The 16,204-nt window shown below is 65.5% G+C and carries 13 protein-coding genes; 2 read left to right on the top strand and 11 right to left on the bottom strand.

Annotation, left to right across the window (positions count from 1 at the left end):
• Positions 1–250: 250 nt before the first annotated feature.
• Complete coding sequence (locus FFS49_RS09020; protein WP_175918267.1) at positions 251–490, bottom strand: hypothetical protein; 240 nt, start codon at positions 488–490, stop codon at positions 251–253.
• A 625-nt stretch (positions 491–1,115) separates the two neighbouring features.
• Here FFS49_RS09020 and FFS49_RS42550 point away from each other — a divergent pair.
• Positions 1,116–1,916 (top strand): VUT family protein, encoded by an 801-nt coding sequence (locus FFS49_RS42550; RefSeq protein WP_224755839.1) that lies wholly within the window; start codon positions 1,116–1,118, stop codon positions 1,914–1,916.
• A 490-nt stretch (positions 1,917–2,406) separates the two neighbouring features.
• Entirely contained in the window at positions 2,407–2,658 is a 252-nt protein-coding gene (locus FFS49_RS09010) for a hypothetical protein (RefSeq protein ID WP_137910330.1), read from the top strand.
• Here the strand turns inward: FFS49_RS09010 and FFS49_RS09005 are convergent.
• The 10 genes from FFS49_RS09005 to FFS49_RS08965 are packed head-to-tail and all read right to left on the bottom strand — an operon-like array spanning position 2,655 to position 16,189.
• Complete coding sequence (locus FFS49_RS09005) at positions 2,655–2,930, bottom strand: hypothetical protein (RefSeq protein ID WP_137910331.1); 276 nt, start codon at positions 2,928–2,930, stop codon at positions 2,655–2,657. The genes FFS49_RS09010 and FFS49_RS09005 overlap by 4 nt on opposite strands.
• Positions 2,931–2,940: 10 nt before the next feature.
• Positions 2,941–3,102 carry a hypothetical protein gene (locus FFS49_RS41935; RefSeq protein ID WP_171026746.1) on the bottom strand — a complete coding sequence of 54 codons (162 nt, stop codon included), beginning with the start codon at positions 3,100–3,102 and terminating at the stop codon, positions 2,941–2,943.
• Complete coding sequence (locus FFS49_RS09000; RefSeq protein ID WP_137910332.1) at positions 3,099–3,656, bottom strand: hypothetical protein; 558 nt, start codon at positions 3,654–3,656, stop codon at positions 3,099–3,101. The genes FFS49_RS41935 and FFS49_RS09000 overlap by 4 nt, the downstream gene beginning before the upstream one ends.
• A complete protein-coding gene (locus FFS49_RS08995; protein WP_137910333.1) occupies positions 3,653–4,027 on the bottom strand; it encodes a hypothetical protein in 375 nt (124 codons plus the stop codon). Before FFS49_RS08995 ends, FFS49_RS09000 begins: the two co-directional genes overlap by 4 nt.
• 30 nt (positions 4,028–4,057) lie before the next feature.
• Positions 4,058–4,645 carry a hypothetical protein gene (locus FFS49_RS08990; protein ID WP_137910334.1) on the bottom strand — a complete coding sequence of 196 codons (588 nt, stop codon included), beginning with the start codon at positions 4,643–4,645 and terminating at the stop codon, positions 4,058–4,060.
• A complete protein-coding gene (locus FFS49_RS08985) occupies positions 4,645–5,127 on the bottom strand; it encodes a glycosyl hydrolase 108 family protein (RefSeq protein ID WP_137910335.1) in 483 nt (160 codons plus the stop codon). The genes FFS49_RS08990 and FFS49_RS08985 overlap by 1 nt, the downstream gene beginning before the upstream one ends.
• Positions 5,127–5,321 (bottom strand): hypothetical protein, encoded by a 195-nt coding sequence (locus FFS49_RS08980; RefSeq protein WP_137910336.1) that lies wholly within the window; start codon positions 5,319–5,321, stop codon positions 5,127–5,129. Before FFS49_RS08980 ends, FFS49_RS08985 begins: the two co-directional genes overlap by 1 nt.
• 14 nt (positions 5,322–5,335) lie before the next feature.
• Positions 5,336–8,176 (bottom strand): hypothetical protein, encoded by a 2,841-nt coding sequence (locus FFS49_RS08975; RefSeq protein ID WP_137910337.1) that lies wholly within the window; start codon positions 8,174–8,176, stop codon positions 5,336–5,338.
• Between the two features lies 1 nt (position 8,177).
• Complete coding sequence (locus FFS49_RS08970; protein WP_137910338.1) at positions 8,178–13,973, bottom strand: hypothetical protein; 5,796 nt, start codon at positions 13,971–13,973, stop codon at positions 8,178–8,180.
• Entirely contained in the window at positions 13,970–16,189 is a 2,220-nt protein-coding gene (locus tag FFS49_RS08965) for a transglycosylase SLT domain-containing protein (RefSeq protein WP_137910339.1), read from the bottom strand. Before FFS49_RS08965 ends, FFS49_RS08970 begins: the two co-directional genes overlap by 4 nt.
• Between the last annotated feature and the right edge of the window lie 15 nt (positions 16,190–16,204).

Below are 16,204 nucleotides of genomic sequence, written 5' to 3'. Positions count from 1 at the left end.
AAAAAGCCCCCGCTCCTGCGCGAGCGAGCGGGGAAATGGTTGACCGGGCCGGGGAAGAACGGTCAACCGGCCAAATTGTGAGCGTGGGCTGCGCAACGATCTGTGCGGCAACTCACCATTTGGTGACAATGCCGCAGCAATTGGTTCGCCCGCATGCCGCTCGGATCGCGTCACTGCCCGAGCGCAACGCCCCCAACCGGTGCGAGCTTCATCACGATGATCGGCGACAGCACCACGGCCCCGTTCGTCATCACGCCCTCGGCTGCGAGCGCACAGGCGTCGCGAGCACGTGCACTGCGTTGCCCGCCGTCGTGATGCGGTCGGTGGCCCGGATCTTGTACGGACGCGTAAACGACGACCACGTCTTGCCCTGAGCAAAGCCATCAGCGAGATAGCGCGATCCGGCCAGTTCCCCCTTCATCCCCAGATCCCGGTTTCCGAGCTTCGTGAAGCCGTCCGCCAGCGCGCGATCCCAATCCTCGTCGGTCATGTCATTGCAGTGGCGCCGCGGTGAGAAGTCGCCCGAGATCCTGCTCACGCAGCGCGCCGGGGTTTCCGGCTTCGGTGGCCCCACTCAGCTTGCCCTCTTGATCGGGACGTCTCGCCGCAAAAATATTCCGCACGTTGGCGCATGCCCCCCAACGACGCTGCGCTCGAACGATACCGTGTCGGCCCGTCACTGGACGACGAAATCAAGGCGTCGTACTCCGCACGTTATCGTCGCGTACCCTGCATGCGCCGTCGCCACCCAGTGGCTCGTGACGTTCGCCAGCGCGCGTCTTCTTCACGTCTGACGCGATCATGTCGGCGCCGGCCGCCGGCCGCCGGCCGCCGGGCATCGTCGCAACTCGTTGCCAGTGCAACGGGATGCAGGCAAAAAAAATCCCGACTCCGTCATTGGTCGTCGGGATCGAACGGCCCTGCAAAGCATGAGGGCACGAGGAAGCTGACACATTACACCAATGTAAGATTGTTGAGCACCGTCGGTTGACGCCAAATCCCTGTCCCGTTCCGCCATTCATGCGCAAAGCGCGGCCAAAAACGAAAAAAGCCTGCTCACGCGAAACGCGAGCAGGCAAGAAAACGGATCAGCATTCGAGGCACGAGGGCTGTCCATGGAAGATAACGGCACGGGGCGCAAGAACCTTAGCCGGGACAGGAAACTTCGCAACATCACGTCGACGGGATACGGCCATCCAGTCTCGCGTCGGATATCCATTGATGAAAACCGGCGACACAGTGACGATATCCTGTCGCTCGCCACCCTGGCCGTCCGCCAACCGTGCGAAGCTCCATCCGGCTTGCTCGTAGCGAAGCACCCGTCCGTCGAGTCAGCCACGTATGGCAAACTTCGGCTCCGAATCGACGCAGCGCGCACTCTTCATTGCAGGGGAATCATGTACGTCTTGATCTATATCGCAGCAGTCGCTGTCGCGAACCTGATGGTCGCTCATTTCGGACCGGCTGCTACACCGATCATCGCGTTCTTTCTGATCGGACTCGATCTCGCGATTCGAGACCGGCTCCACCTGGACTGGCGCGGCCGCGCGCTTTGGTCGAGGATGCTTGCGTTGATCGCGGCCGCGGGCGTAGTCAGTTACGCGCTCAATCCCGCTGCCAAGGAAATCGCCCTCGCGTCTCTCGTAGCGTTCGGTTCGGCAGCCATGGCAAGTGCAATCGTGTTTCAACTCGCACGTCGCTTTCCGATACTGGCGCGCGCCAACGGTGCGAACGTCGCGGGCGCGGCTGTCGACTCCATCGTCTTTCCGCTTATTGCGTTTGGGGCAGTGTTTCCGACGATCGCCGCATTGCAGTTCGTCGCAAAGGTGGCGGGTGGCGCTTTGTGGTCGTGGGTGGTTTTTCGAAACACCCGAACGGTTCAGGCGGGGATTGCGAGCAATGTGGTCGATCGTTAAGCGCGGGTTGTGCGTATAGCGGCATTGTTCGTTGCCGAGGTCGTCGTCGTTTCTGTTCGTCCAGGCGTTTCTCGATTCGACCAAGCTCACGATCACGGAACAAAGACCAGAGTGTCGTGTTGTTGGTCGGTTACGCGGACGGCACAACGATCGAATGAAGATCGTAAAGCGACGAGGCCTGTAATTCCCGATTTTGGAATTCCAAAACAAAAACGGCACTGTCTTTTGGGACAGTGCCGTTTTTAACAACTTGATACCGCTTGGAATTCTTTGGGGTGGCTGATGGGACTCGAACCCACGACGACAGGAATCACAATCCTTACGTATTACATATAAAAATCAAAGACTTGCGCAAGAATATTGGAATATACCACAATCCCTCGGTCTTATCTGGCATGGGCCGATATCTTCATCTTCCAGAAATTTCCCGGGCTTGACGGGCTCCGCCCGGACCCCCGATACTGTACGCATATACAGTATCTGTCGTGCCATGCCCAAGCCACTCCCCTCCATCCAGTCGCCCACCGCGCGCCAGCTGCGCGAAATCTGGCGCCGGTATCCCGAAGGGCACGAAGTGCGCACGCTCATCATCGAGATCGTGCGCATGCGGCGGGTGTTGGACGAGGCAGAGCACTACCGCGAGATCGTTCAGCAGGTCTGGAAGGAGGACACGGGAGGGGCGCACCTCGTCGCGCTGTACAAGCTGCGGCGGCTCCTCCAGGACGAGGTGCGGCGGATCTAGCGGGACGACGACTGGGCCAGCTCGAGCAGCCAGATCGACGCCGGCCACACCGCGCCGACGATCGTCTTACCGACGCACATCCACACCGGCTCGCCTTCCTTGAAGAAGTCGACGACCTTCTTCGCCGCGCCGACGGCGAGCACCGCGGCGATCGCGTGCACGGGCGCGACGTGCGCAGCCATCAGGCCCGCGCCGATCGCGCCGCCGTAGACCACATGGTTCGCCCAGTCCTGCGGGATCTGGAGCTTGTCGATGGGGTTGGTCCAGGTCATCGCTCGGTCCTCACAAGGGGATCACGGGCACCGTATCGCCCGGCTGGTAGACCGTATACTTCGTGCCGTCACAGACGACCGCAAGCGCGTCGGCCGGCAGCGGCGACGCCGGCGCAAGAATGTCGCCGCCGCCGGCCGGATCCGGGACGGTAATGGCAGGGATCGTGATCACGGGTTCAGTACCTCCACGGTGTAACCCTCGAGCGTGGCCGTGTCGCCCGACACCCCGAGGGTTGCGAAGAACTGCAGGGTTTGCGCCTGGGAGAAGTCGACCGTCGACGTCGCCGGTGCGTTGCCAAGTGCGCCGAGGCCGTTGTTGATCGAGCTGTTCAGGAACAACTGCGACGTCTGGCTGTTCCGGTTGCGCACGATGATCTGGGTCTGCATACTCGCCTGCGAGGCGATGCTCGCCGACTGAAACAGCGTCGAGCCGATCTGCACGCCGACCGTCTTCGCGTCCGCGTTGTTCGTGGCCGACCAGATCGGCGTGATTCGCAACGCGCCGTTCGCCGACAGGGCGCCGGCCGGGATGCTGACCGAGGCGAGGACCGTCTTCGTCGTTGTGCCCGTCACCGACGACGGTGCCGCTGTCTGAGCCAGCACCGTGACGACGCCGCGCCCGTTCGACTTGGCGACCGTCGGGTTCGGGTAGCTGCCGGACAGGTCGCCGCCGGCGGTGCCCGAAGGCGTCGCCGGTCCGCCGGCCGTATTCTTCGTCGCCGTCATACGCCAAGGCCCGGCACAACGAGAACTGTGCCGGTCCCCGACAGCAACACGGCGGCCACCGTGTCGTAGACCGCCTCCTGCGAGCTGGCGTCTTTCGGTTCGTTCGGCGGTCGCACCGTCATTGCCGAGTTCGGAGCGAGCGGCACGCCGGGCTGCGGCTGGCCGCCAGTCGGAAACACCGCGGTCGCGTTGCCTCCCTGGCCGAACGAGATCCACGCCCACGACGACGACAGGTTCGCAACCAGCGATCCCTCGAGGCGCTCGCCCGCCAAGATCGTGACCTGCTGGCTCGCGGTCGTCGCGGCGATCGCTTGCCCCTTGCCGGTCGGCCGGAACGGCCACGACGGCGAGGTGTTCTGTGAGTCTTCCATGTGTGCACCCCTCCCTTCTCATGCGGCTAGTCAGCCGCGGTTATCAGTTTGGATTCCCGGATTGGCTTGCATCTTCCCGCGGAAGTAGCTCGCGATGCCGAGCACCGGCGCCATCGTGGCCATGACTGCAGCCTCGGCACCGAGCATTCCCGGAATGTCCGTGAGCACCTTCGGATCGGCATGGAACGCCATCACGCCGACATACGCGCCGCCGACCGTGAGGCCGCTGAGCAGCCCGAGCAGGCCAAAGCAGAAACCGACAAACGGACGCCACGAATACGTCGGCCAGTGGTCCGAGCGCGCCTCGACCTGCATCGTCTGATTGACGTTCAGCGTGTTGGCACTGTCCGCGGCCAGCGCGGCTTTCGTCACGTCCGCGTCGATCTGCGCGAGCTCGACCTGCTTGTCCATCACTGCCTTCTGGAATTGCATCGCGAGGTTCGGATCGGCCTGAATCGCCGCGAGCGCGGTGTCTCCGGTCGGCTGCCCGGTCACGACCTTGGCGACGTCGACGACCTTCGTCGCGACGTCTTCGGCCTTCGGGCCGCCGAGCCATCCGGCGATCGTCGGTGCGAGGTTGCCGGCCAGCTCGGCCAGCGCGAGAGCGATGGGGATCATCAGGCAGCTCCTTTCATGAGGTTGTTCGCGATCCGGTTGACCCAGCCTTTGCCGAAGCTGATCCAGGTCTTGAGCGAGGTGAAATAGCGGATGCGCAGCGCGTTCCAGCGCATCACGAAGCGCAGAGGATCGGTAGCCTGCACCGTGGCGATCGTCTGCGGGCCGAGCACGCCGTCGACGTGCGCGCCGGCGGCGCCCTGCATCCAGATCACGCAGTGGCCGCCGTTATAGTTCGCGTCGAAGATCTGGAAGGCGACGCGCGGGTCGAACAGGTCGAGCTTGAGCGGATCCCAGTAGAAGCGCTTGGCGATCGCCTTCGCAGTGTCGCGCGGCATGTCGCGCATCGAGCCGGTGTAGCCTGCCGCGCGCGCGACGCGCGCCGTGACGCCCCACATCGTTTCGCCGCCCGGATCTTTCGGATTGTTCGAGTAGCCGCCTTCGTTGCCGGCCAGCGCATCGAACGCGTCGTCAAAGCTGCTCATTACGCACCCCATTTTTTGAAACCACCGCCTGCCCCGTACGCGGCCAATACGAGCATCAGCTGTATCGCCCAGCGCCATAACACCGCGAGCACCCCCTTCCCTACGTTCTGTTGAAACCGCGACACGATGCTGCGCTCGAGCGCATCAGCGATCGCCTGCACATCCGCCTCGGTGAGGATTCGTTTTTCTTCCATGCAATAGCCCTCGGTTACGGAATGAAATCGAAAACGAAACTGCCGACAGGCGGTGCGTCGGACAGGTCGTTGTTGGTCTGGATGTTGATCTGCCGGAACGTTGAGAGCGTGGTCAGCGCGGTCAGCGTGTCGCCGCTCTGCGCGCCGTAGGCGCCCGAGCAGTCGATCACACGGACGCCGGCCACCTTCATGTTGATGGTCTGCGACGCGGGCGCCGGGTTGACCGGCGTGGTCTCGGCCGAGGGCCGCGAGATAATCGCGGTCGCCGCGGACTGCGCGCCGCCATACGCCACCTTGACGTCGACCGTGATACGCAGGAGCTTCGCCTGAAGCATCGACAGGTAGCCCGGCAGCCCCGTGAAGTCCCGAAGGAACAGGAACGGGATCTCGAGGCGAGTCGGCTTGCGGTACTTGCTGTCGATCGTCACGTCGTCCGCGTAGATCATCCCGCAGATATCGAGCGCGCCGCCGTCGCCGTTCTGGCTGCGGTTGTTGTAGATCGGCTGCGTTCCCTTGATGCGCGGATTGCGCAGGCCGACGTGACGCACGATGTTCGCCGTGAAGACCTCGCCGACGGTCGGCACGCCCGAGCCGCTCAACGGCGTGCCGGACGGCGACCACTCGCCGGCGATCACCGTGCGGCCAGTCGCCGGGTTGTAGTAAATGTCGGACACGCGAATGACCGTGTTGGTCGTGGTGCTCGAGAGCAGCGAGCCGACGTCGAGCCCGCGGATGATCGAGTCGTTCAGACCGGAGTTCGACAGCGGCACCTCGACCGTCATGTTCGCGGGATTGACTGCGGAGATCGTGATCGACAGCTGGCCGCCGCCGGCGAGGAACGGCAGGATCCGTTCGACCTTGTAGACGCTGGTCGTGTCCGGCTGCGTCGCCCAGGCGTTCGTCAGCGCTGCCGTGCGCGTCGCGCCGACGTAGCTGCCTACCGAGGTCGCGATCTGACGATACTGGCCTGCGCCCGTGCCTTTCAGGATCCGTACCGCGTAGCCGAGCAGCGCGTTATCGGTTGCCGAAGCGGTCGACGCGAGGATGATCTGGTTCGTCGCGGCGCCGGCCTGCGACGGGGCCGTATTGAGATCCTCGTTCGGGTCCGTCGTATCGATGATCGGATTTTCGATATCGATCGAGTCCACCGCCGTCGAGATCCCGATGTTGATGTACTGCGACGTGCGCGGCGAGGCGCTGATATCGCCGACCAGCCACTTGTCGTCGCGCGACACGAAGCGCCGCGGGCCGAGCGTCGTGATGGGACGACGGAACGTGTTGCCGTAACTCTCGATCAGGTTGCAGCCCGGCGCGTTATCCATCTGGCCGATCTCGCACCCTTCGAACACGACGTGGTCGATCAGCTTGTCGACCTCGGAGTACTCGATGTAGCTGTCCTGCACCCGCACGTGCTGACAGGCGGTCGGATAGAAGTAGCCAGGGACGCGGCAGTTGCGAATCGCGACGCGCAGGCAGCCGGACGTGTACAACGAGCCGGACAGCGACGACACCGTACCGACCACCGCCCCGCTGCTCGGCGCGAAGATGATGTTCTCGAGCTCGGCCGACTCGCACAGGTTGAAGCCCGGGCGGGCGAGCGGTAGCAGCCGCGCGGCGCCGATCGCTGCCTGCGGAGCATTGTTCTGGACGTCGAGCCAGTCCTGCCGGTACTTGTTCAGGAGCGGACGCTCAAACGTCACCACGCCCGTATTAACGTTGACGCTCGAGATGCGCACATACTCGAAGTACCGAATCGACGCCGGATAGCCTCCCGACCCTTGGTTGTAGCCGTGGATCAGCGCCCACGTGTTCGGCGCGAAGTTCGTGGCATCGCCGGCCGACAGCAGCATTACGCTGCTCGAGAAGCGCGAGACGGTCGCGATCAGGTAGCCCGGATTGAACGTGCCGCCGATGCCGCCGGACGCGTTGTCGAGCATCAGGTCCTGGTTGATCACGAGCGGGATGTTCTGCGTCGAGATCGGGTTCGTGCTCTTGTTGAAGAGGATCGTCCCGGCCCCCTTCAGCGCAAAATTGGGAACGCCCTGCATCCAGTCCGGCCGATTGAACGTGACCATGCCAGCGGGCAGCGTGAGCTCGAACTTCCGGTTCGGATACGAGCGCGCCGCCGCGTTGAACGACATCAGCGCCGCCGTATTGTCGGCAGCCGGATCGGCCACGAGGCCGAAGTCGGACCAGTCGACCGCGATCGACCGCATCTTGTCTTGGAACGTGCGCGCGACAGCGCCCGCGCCGAGTGCGAGGAACGTGCCGGTGCCGGCGCCTGGCGCGACGCCCGCCACGATCTGCTCGGCGGTCACCTGCGCGCTATTCAGGACATCCTGAGGTTCGCGATACGCCTGCTGCCCTGTCACCACATTGCCGGATGCGTCGAAGATCAGCGGCTTCGTCGCGCGCGCGGCCGCCGCCGGTAGCACTGGGCTGATCGCCGTCTGATCGTCCACGACCGGGAAAGCGATGCTCCGCGTTTGCTGCTCGGCGAGCTGCTGCTGCGTCATCGTCTGGTAGTCCATCGCGGACTCGAGCACGTCCGGATAGAACCCGCTCTGGTTGACGATGTCGGTCTGCTGCACGATCGGGAGCACCCGCAGGCGCGTGATCGACCAGCCAACGGGGAGCGGAGCGCCTGACAGCGGATATGTCACCGTCCCGCCGTTTCGGTTGCCGATCCCAGATACCGCATACTGCGACGGCGAAAGCGTGGTCTGGTTGCCGCTCGGATCGGTCAGGATGACCGTGAGCTGATTGGCGTTCGGGATCAGGAATTTGTGCGGCCAGTTGGTCGCGACGCCGTTGCCGTACCCGATCGCCTTGTTGGCGGTGCTCGAAATAGTCATGTCACTCCTTCACTTTGCCGTAGACGATCCCGTGCAGCCAGTCCGCAACGTCCTGCGGATTCTGGTCGCCATGCATCACGTCCCACAGAAACTGCACACTGCCCGACACCTGGCCGGTCGGCAGGCCGAACACGTACCCGGCGTTCTGCATCGCATGCTTGACCCACTTGTCGGACACCTCGTGATCGGATAGGCCGGTCGCGGCCGCGATGTCCTTCCCCGACTTGAGCATGCTGTTGACCATCTGCGCGGCCGGCGTGGCCTCGTAGTCGCGACCGCTCATCGCGGCGCTAGCGATATCGCGAAACACGGGAATCCCGGATAGCAGGCCGAGACCGATTTCCTCGGCGGCCCACGCCGGCCACGACTGATCCTCGTGCTGTTGCTGGCCCGGCGCCGGCTTGAGCGCCGCGTGAATCAGCTGGGGAATGACGAAGTAGAACCAGCTGCGCGCCGCCACCATCGCGAAGTCGCGCGCCGCCTGGCCGTAGTCGCCCTCGCGTGCGGTACCGTAGGCCTGCACCGCACGGCGGCCGATGTCGCGCTGCCGGTTATAGAAGTGGTTCCAGAAGCTGTAGAACATCGTGAACAGCTTCTGGAATTCGGGCCCGCGCTGGATCGCCGCGAGGTCCTTCGAGCCGCCGCCGCCGTGCGCGTTGCGGACCGCCTTGTCGGCCGCATAGACCGCGTCCTGCTCGGACATGCCCTCGTGCAACGACTTGTTGTAGGCGCCGACCCACGTCGGCATCGCCGAACCCATGTCGAGCATCGAGATCCCGTAGTACGCGAACCGACGCGCGCCGTCGTATGCCTTCTGTGCCGGGTTGCGATTGCTGTGCTGCTCCATCTCGCGCAGCGCGTCGCGCACGTCGCGGTCGACCTCGTTCATGCGGTTGCGCATCTCGCCGGACCGCTCGAACACGAAGTCGCGGGTCGCGGCCCACTTCGCCGGCGTGTCGAATGCGTGGATCCCCGAAAGCATCCAGCGAGCGCCGATCTCGCCGACGGAGTTCGACGCCGCCGTCGCACCGTGGATCATCATCGTCGTGAAGCGGAAGCCGAGCCCGACCATCGTCGCGCTCGTACGCGCCCAGTGCGCAGCGCGATCCCACCACGCCAGCCCGCGCTGGTCGTACACCTTGTCGTTCGCGATCGCCTGCAGCCAGGGCCGGAACTGCTTGTAGATTTCGCGGCCCATCACCTTCTCGATCGACTCGCGCACGCGCTCGTCGCCGAGGAAGCGATCGGCGTCGATGATCGCCTCGCGATACGCCAGGTCGTGGATCACGCCGGTCAAGTGCCGCGGCAGCACGTCGAGGTTCAGATACAGTGGCCGCGCGTAGTCCTGAATTCGCTCGATCGTGTGGCCCTTGTCGGTCGTCGCGCGCGTGTAGTTGTTCTCGAACAGCTTGTCGCCCGAGCGCTGCCGGTTGAGCTCGACGTCGTACGCACGCAGCGGGTCGTAGATCGCCGGGTAGTAGCCACCGCGGTACCGGCCGAATGGCGTGCTGACCTCGGTCGGACGGACCTTGTCCGGCGCCACGCCCGACAGCCGCTTCTCCATCCCCTCGATGTGCGGCCAGAGCGATTCGATCAGGTCCCACGCGCCCTGCACGAAGTCCCAATCCGCTTTCGTCATGTGCCGATTCAGCACCGTCCAGATCGCACCGCGCGACCAGCCCTCGCCGCGCATCAGCTTCTCGAAGTTGCTTTCGTTGCCGACGTTGAGGGCCATCGCGATGATGTCCTTCTTCAGCATCCGCGAGGCCTCGCCGGTGCGCGAGTCCTTCAGCTCCGGCAGCTCGTAGCGGTTCAGCCAGTCGCGCGTCGCCTCGACGGGCAGCTTGTCGTGCAGCTCGCGCAGTTGCTTCACGACGTAGCTGCGCAGATCGTTCTCCCGCACGCCGGCGTCGGCCAGCCGGCGGAACACCACGCGGTTGAACACGCCGTTCGAATCGTGCTGGTCGAGCCAGTCGAAAACCTGCTCCATCTTCAGCATCGAGGCGTCGAGCGACCGCAGGCTCGACTTCGCGTTGAGCCACTTCGCATTGATCCGGTCGAGGCCGCGGCCGCCCTCGCCTGGGTTGCGCTCGAGCGGCGTGCGCTTCTCGGGCAGCTGGCCGGCCGCTGCCACCGCCTCGTTGACGACCGAATCGAAGTCGCGCTCGTCGGCGCCGTCGAGCAGCGTCTGCTTCAGCTTGCCCTGGTGCGCAATCTGGTCGACCGTGTCCTTCAGTCCGCGGAACTGCTCGACCGTCAGCTCAGAGAAGTGCTTGCGGAACGCCTCGTTCAGCAGCTCGGCCGGTACCGAGATCTCGGCGCCCTTGTCGTACTGCCGCTGCGCCCAATCGCGCAGGGACGCGCGCCGCTGCACCTCGCGCTGCGACGCGTCACCGAAGTCGAACCGGTCGAGCAGCGCGTGGATCTGGTCGAGGTATTCCTGATTCAGGCCCTTGATCGTGCGCTTGTTCGCGTACCGGTTGAGCTCCTTCGAGCCGGACTGGATCTCTTCGGCCGCCTCACGCGCGGCGAGGAACAGATGATGGTTGAGGATCTGCTGACGCTTCGCCGCGTACGCGCCGGCGTGGTCGCCGTCGAGAAGCGCCTGCTCGACGCGTCGCGCGGCGATCGCCTCGGCGCGCGAGTACTTCCCGGTCAGCTGCACGTCGCGCACCGTCTTGCCGGCGACCTGCTCCTTCGCCCACTGACGCACGTCGTCGAGCGAGAACGCCTCCTGGTGGATGCGCCGGCCGAGCGCGCGCAGCTCGATCTGCAGCGCCTTTTGCGCCTCCTGGTTGTGGATCGCCTGGATCGCCTCGTCGCGGATCGAACCGTCGGACAGGATGTCGGGGCGTTCCTCCGACATGCGGAAGTCGGTGCGGCGGTCGATGATGTACTGGCGCGCGGTGCGCTTCTCGCCGGGCGTCTGGCGGATGTCACGCTCCTGCTGCTCGAGCGCGATCAGCGCCTTCACCAGCTCGTCGCCCGAACCGAAGCCGAACACGTCGGCCGCGTTGTCCGGATGGACGCCGCCGCGCTTCACGGTCGTGCCCTTCGGCAGCTTCTCGGCCGTGCCGGCGCCGTACGCTGCATCGATGTCCTTCGCCGACAGCTTGTCGAGCTTCACGCCCTCGGCCTCATCGCCGGCCAGCTTGCCGGTGCGCAGCGCCTCGAGCGCCTGGAACTCGGGTCGCGCGTCGACGTCGCGCGTCACCTCCTCCTTCACCTTCGCGCGATAAGCGTCATAGTCGCTGCCGCGCTTCTTCCGCACGTGCTCCATGACCTTCGGCAGCAGCGCGCTCTCGGCGGCCGCGTTCGCGCCGTTCACGGTCTTCGCGTATTCCGCGAACTCCTTCTCGGTCATGCCGGCCGCCGTCGGATCGCGGAACGTCGCGCGCAGGTGCGCCGCGCGCCGCGCGCTGTCGATCTCGGCGTCGGTCGCGATCAGGCGGTCGAACACGCCGCGGATGTCGTCGTTGATCGGCGTGTTCAGGCTCGCGATGGAACGGTAGATCGTCGTCAGCCATGCCTTGAACTTCGCGAACGCTGACGCGAGCGCGCCGCTCGGGGCCTTCCCCTCCATGAAGTAGGCTTCCGCGGCGCGCGCGAACTGCTCGTGGTGCTCGACCTCGATCTTCGAGCCGTCGTCGACACCCATCCATTTCGTGACCGCCGCGAAGTCGTCGCGCAGCTGCTGCGGTGCGTCCGGCCGCTCCGCGTCGGCGCGCAGCTCCTCGAGCCAGAGATGGCCCGACTCGTGGAGCAGCGTCGACATGTCGTGGCCCTTGAACAGCTCGATCAGCGCCTTCCCGTTGCCGATCGTGATCGCGCCTCGGGCGTTCTCCTCGTCCTGTGACAGACGGCCTGCGGACGTGCCGGTATCTTCGCCAGAGCGGATCTCGACGCCGGACTGTCGATACAGATCCATCGGATCGACACCGAGGCGCGCCGCGCGCGCGGCGTAACGGGCAGCGTACAGCGTGCCGTACTGCTGAGCCGCGCCCATCGCATACCCGGCTTCTTGCGCTTGCTGTGAGATGTCATCGAAGATCTGCCGCGTGGGGTCCTCGAGGCCGGCCACGGTCTGCGCGTCGCGCTCGAGGTCGCCCTTTGCCGACTGCGCGAACGTGCGCGCCTCGTTCATCGACATGCCGTCCTGCCGCACCCGGATGTCGGGCAGCAGCTCGCGCGAGACGTCGGTACCGGCCATATGCGCGATGTAGTCCGCCGTCGGCAGCACGACGTCGCCGCCGAGCGGCAGCGCCTCCTCGAGCTGCTTGCGCATGTCGCCCATCCAGCCGAACAGCGGATCGGCGCCGGCCGTCGGATCGATGCCCTTCGACTGATAGAGCTGCATGATCCGCTCGGCGGGCACGAACAGGTTCTCGACCGGCGAGCCGTCCGTCTGCGACTGCAGGAACGAGGCGAACGCGTCCGGCGCGCGCGCGCGCGTCGCGCTGTCGGCCGCGCCGTCCTGCAGCTGCTGAAACATCGCGACGTCGGCCTGCGCCTGGCGCACGCGCATCATGTCGCCGACGAAGTGCACGCCGGCACCGACACCGTGCATGCCGCCGAACAGCAGCGCGCCCGACTCGGCCGCGTCGGCGAGGCGCGTGATCGCCTGCTGACGCGTCGCATCGTCGTTGAAGACCGTGTTGAACTGCCCGGCGCTGATCTGCTTGGCGGCCTCCTCGCCGATGATCTGCGCCCCGTCCATCGCGGCATTCAGCGCGGCGCCCGTCACGCCGCCTTTCGCCGCGGCCACCGCCGCCGTGCGCAGCGCTGCGGCCACGGTCGGGCGCGTCATCGCCTCCGTCACCGCCTCGGACACGAACGGCGCGATCGCCTCCTGGCCGACCTTGCTCGCCGCGCCGCCGCCGATCCCCGCCACGCCATACGTGATCGCGCCGGACAGCAGCGCGCCGACCTGCTTCGCTGCCTCGTCGACCTGGTTGCCGCCGGCGTCGCGCGTGTTCGACAGCGTCCGGTACGTCAGGCCGGCCGCGACGCGCGCCATGTCCAGCTTCATGCCGGTGAAGCCGCCAGCGATCGCGCCCGGGATTGCGCCCGCACCGAGCGCTTCGGGCGTCGCGGCCGCGCCGAGCAGCGCGCCGCCGACGGCCTCGGGCGCACCGGAAATGATGTTGTCGAGCATCCCGGCCGCGAAGCCGCTGAACTGCTGCACGCCGCCATACAGGCCGTGCAGCTGCGGCTGCTTCGCGAGAATGCCCTCGGCGTGCTGGATCTGTTGGTCGGTATCAGGCGTCGCCGCGCCCGTCAGCGCCGCGCCCTGCTTCGTGTTGTAGAGGCGGCCGAGCTGGTTCTGCACGATCGCGGAAGTGCCGCCGCTTTTCCATGCAGTCAGCAGCTTCGACAGGACATCGAGCCTGTCGAAGTCGTCTTGTGCGACGCGCGCCGCCGGCGGGTTGGCCGCGACCCACTGCGCGAGCACCGGATTGCCGCCGAGGATCTGCCGGTTCTGCTGCAGCTGCGCCTGCTTCTCGTAGCTCGGCACGTCCTGCTCGATCGCCGGCGCCGGCACGCCGACCTTCGGCGCGAGCGCGAGCGACCGCGCCGCGGCGTCCGGATTGCTGTCCTGCGCGGCGACCAGGTTGCCGACCGCCTGCTGCTCGGTCGACGTGCGCATGGCCTGCGCGAAATCTGCATACGGGTTCGCCTGCTCCGCCGGATTTGCACCAGCCTGCGCGGCGGCCGCCGGTACCGCGCTCGTGTTCGGCGCGCCGGGATCGTACCCGCTCTGCTTCAGCTGCTTGGCGAAGTCGTCGAGCTCCATCATTTACCCTTCGAGTTGGCGATCGTGTACTTGGTGTAGAAGTCCTGCGCTTCGCTGTCGGTTGGCGCGCGGCCGAACGCCTGCTGGAACGCGGCTTGAATCTTCGGCTTCTCGGCAGCCGGCACCGGAACGTAGAACGCCGACGGATCGGTCTGGAATGCCCGCACTTTCTTGTCGCTCGACCACGGGAACATCCCGGCCGTGTTCGACTGCGCGCCCTGCACGAGCAGCGAGTTCGAGATGTCGCGAAGCTCCTTGTCATTCGGGCCGCGCTTGTTCGCCGTATAGAACTGGTCGAGCGCCTGCGACATCCGGCCCGTGAACGCGTTGTAGTCAGCCGCCTTGTCGGGGGACGAGCTCGCGTTGGGGATGTGCACACCGGAAGCAAGCAGCATCGGGCGTGCAACAGCCATCGCATGCTCGAGGTTCATCGCCTTCGTCTGATCGCGAGCCTGCCGCCCATCGGTCGTCGCCTGCAGGTTCATCAGCTCGAGCAGCAGGTGGTGCGGCAGGATCTTGGTCTGCGCCATCAGATCCTCGTTCGCGAACTTCACGGGATCGTTGGCGGCCTCGCCTTTCAGCCGGTAGTAGGTCGACAGCGACGTGTCGTTCAGCTGCGGATCGGACGCCTTCGCGTTGTGCTCGATCAGGTCCATCACCCCGATCTGTTGCTCCGGCCGCAGCGTCGCCCATGCCTGCTTCATCTCGGGCGACGAAAGGAGGTCCGTCAACGTCGTCGGCTTCTCACCGCCCTGCGATCCAATCGCGGCCGCGACGAGCGTATCGCGCGCCGCCTTCTGCTGCCCCTCCTGACCCGCGACGATCTTGTTTGTCTCGTTGAACAGGTTTCCGACGGCCGCATCGCGAAACTGCGGATCGTTCGGATAGAGCTGGGTTGCGAGCGTGCTGACCTGCTGTTGCCAGTCGGTCAGGTGCGCGCGCGGGTCGCCCGACGTCGGCGCAGCCGCCACCTTCGGCGGCACCTTGGCGTTGATCGTCGAGACGTACTTCTGCGTCTCCGCCGGCATCTTCGCGACGAGTGCCGCGTCATTGACCGGCGCGCCACCCGACTGCGCGGCTTGCAGGAGGCGGTCGACGTTGCCAGGTCCCCAGTTGTACGCGGCGAGCGCGAGCGTCTGGTCGCCACCATAGCGAGCGATCATCGCGTTCAGGTAGTCGTGACCAACGCGCGTACGCTCCGCCACGCTGTTGTCGGCCGCCGGCCGTACACCGAACCCCGGATTCAGGTTCGTGGCGTCCATAACCTGCATATCGCCCTTCGCGGTCCCCTGGCCGGCCACGTACGGGCCCACCGCCGCAGTATTGCCGCGCGACTCGGCTTGGCGCACGGCAGCATGCAGATCGTCGAGGCGATCGCCGTCGACGACCGGGTTGCCGCTCATCACGTTCTGCACGATGTTGCGCGCAAGCACCGGCTGGACGTTGGCCTTCAGGTAGTGCTCCAGATTCGGGCGGTCAGCCGCTTGGATCTGCTCGACGTTCTGCGAGTACATGCCTTGCGCCGCGACCGGATCCTGCTGCGCGTACCGCATGATCCGCTGCGTCCACGCCTTGCTGACATAGTCGGCCTGCTTCGCCGCAACCTGTTCGGGCGACCACCCCTGCAGCTCGCCCATCGACACCGCTTCATCCTTGATCGTCGCGATTGCTTGGCTGAACCGGTTATCGTCGTTGTAATAGTTCGCCGCGGTATTCATTTCCAGCTGCGCGCGTGCCTCCGACGTGCCGACCTGCCAGATCTTGTTTTGCTGGGCCGCGTGCTGCGCGCCGCTCGCGAGCGAGTACTGCGTGCGGCGTACGGCCGCGCTATCGAACATGCGCTGCGCCTCGGGATTCGAAAGCGAAGCGCGAGCGTCCTGATACGCTTGCTGAACCGCATCCTGGAACCCTTGATACCCATCGACGGCATCCTTGCCGAGCTTTCCTTGGTAGCCGTTTTTGGGATCGAACTGCAGCGCCGTCAGCTTCGCGGCAAGCTGGATATCAGCGTTCTTCGCGTCGGTTTCGTTCTGCAAACCCTGGAACGCGATCGCGCCTTTCGAAGCGACGTCGGACGCCTGTTCGACAGCGGCGCCGGCGCGCTGCGTAGCCGCGCCGATCTGCGCACCGAACGCGTCCGGCGAAGCCGTCGCGGAGTCGTACGACGGGCGGACTTGGCCGAAATCCTGTTGCGTCGTCTGCGTTGGAACCATCGGCATGCTGTCAGACCCCCA

It is taken from the genome of Burkholderia sp. 4NA327C6 (assembly GCF_005502655.1).
Taxonomy (GTDB): domain Bacteria; phylum Pseudomonadota; class Gammaproteobacteria; order Burkholderiales; family Burkholderiaceae; genus Burkholderia; species Burkholderia contaminans.
Note: the sequence above shows the minus strand (reverse complement) of the source record. Positions and strands in the feature narration are given on the sequence as shown.

What these genes read in the sequence shown, in the direction of transcription:
- FFS49_RS09020 (WP_175918267.1), bottom strand. Translation starts at nt 490, where the DNA reads ATGACCGACGAGGATTGGGATCGCGCGCTGGCGGACGGCTTCACGAAG.
- FFS49_RS42550 (WP_224755839.1), top strand. Translation starts at nt 1,116, where the DNA reads ATGGAAGATAACGGCACGGGGCGCAAGAACCTTAGCCGGGACAGGAAA.
- FFS49_RS09010 (WP_137910330.1), top strand. Translation starts at nt 2,407, where the DNA reads ATGCCCAAGCCACTCCCCTCCATCCAGTCGCCCACCGCGCGCCAGCTG.
- FFS49_RS09005 (WP_137910331.1), bottom strand. Translation starts at nt 2,930, where the DNA reads ATGACCTGGACCAACCCCATCGACAAGCTCCAGATCCCGCAGGACTGG.
- FFS49_RS09000 (WP_137910332.1), bottom strand. Translation starts at nt 3,656, where the DNA reads ATGACGGCGACGAAGAATACGGCCGGCGGACCGGCGACGCCTTCGGGC.
- FFS49_RS08995 (WP_137910333.1), bottom strand. Translation starts at nt 4,027, where the DNA reads ATGGAAGACTCACAGAACACCTCGCCGTCGTGGCCGTTCCGGCCGACC.
- FFS49_RS08990 (WP_137910334.1), bottom strand. Translation starts at nt 4,645, where the DNA reads ATGATCCCCATCGCTCTCGCGCTGGCCGAGCTGGCCGGCAACCTCGCA.
- FFS49_RS08985 (WP_137910335.1), bottom strand. Translation starts at nt 5,127, where the DNA reads ATGAGCAGCTTTGACGACGCGTTCGATGCGCTGGCCGGCAACGAAGGC.
- FFS49_RS08980 (WP_137910336.1), bottom strand. Translation starts at nt 5,321, where the DNA reads ATGGAAGAAAAACGAATCCTCACCGAGGCGGATGTGCAGGCGATCGCT.
- FFS49_RS08975 (WP_137910337.1), bottom strand. Translation starts at nt 8,176, where the DNA reads ATGACTATTTCGAGCACCGCCAACAAGGCGATCGGGTACGGCAACGGC.
- FFS49_RS08970 (WP_137910338.1), bottom strand. Translation starts at nt 13,973, where the DNA reads ATGATGGAGCTCGACGACTTCGCCAAGCAGCTGAAGCAGAGCGGGTAC.
- FFS49_RS08965 (WP_137910339.1), bottom strand. Translation starts at nt 16,189, where the DNA reads ATGCCGATGGTTCCAACGCAGACGACGCAACAGGATTTCGGCCAAGTC.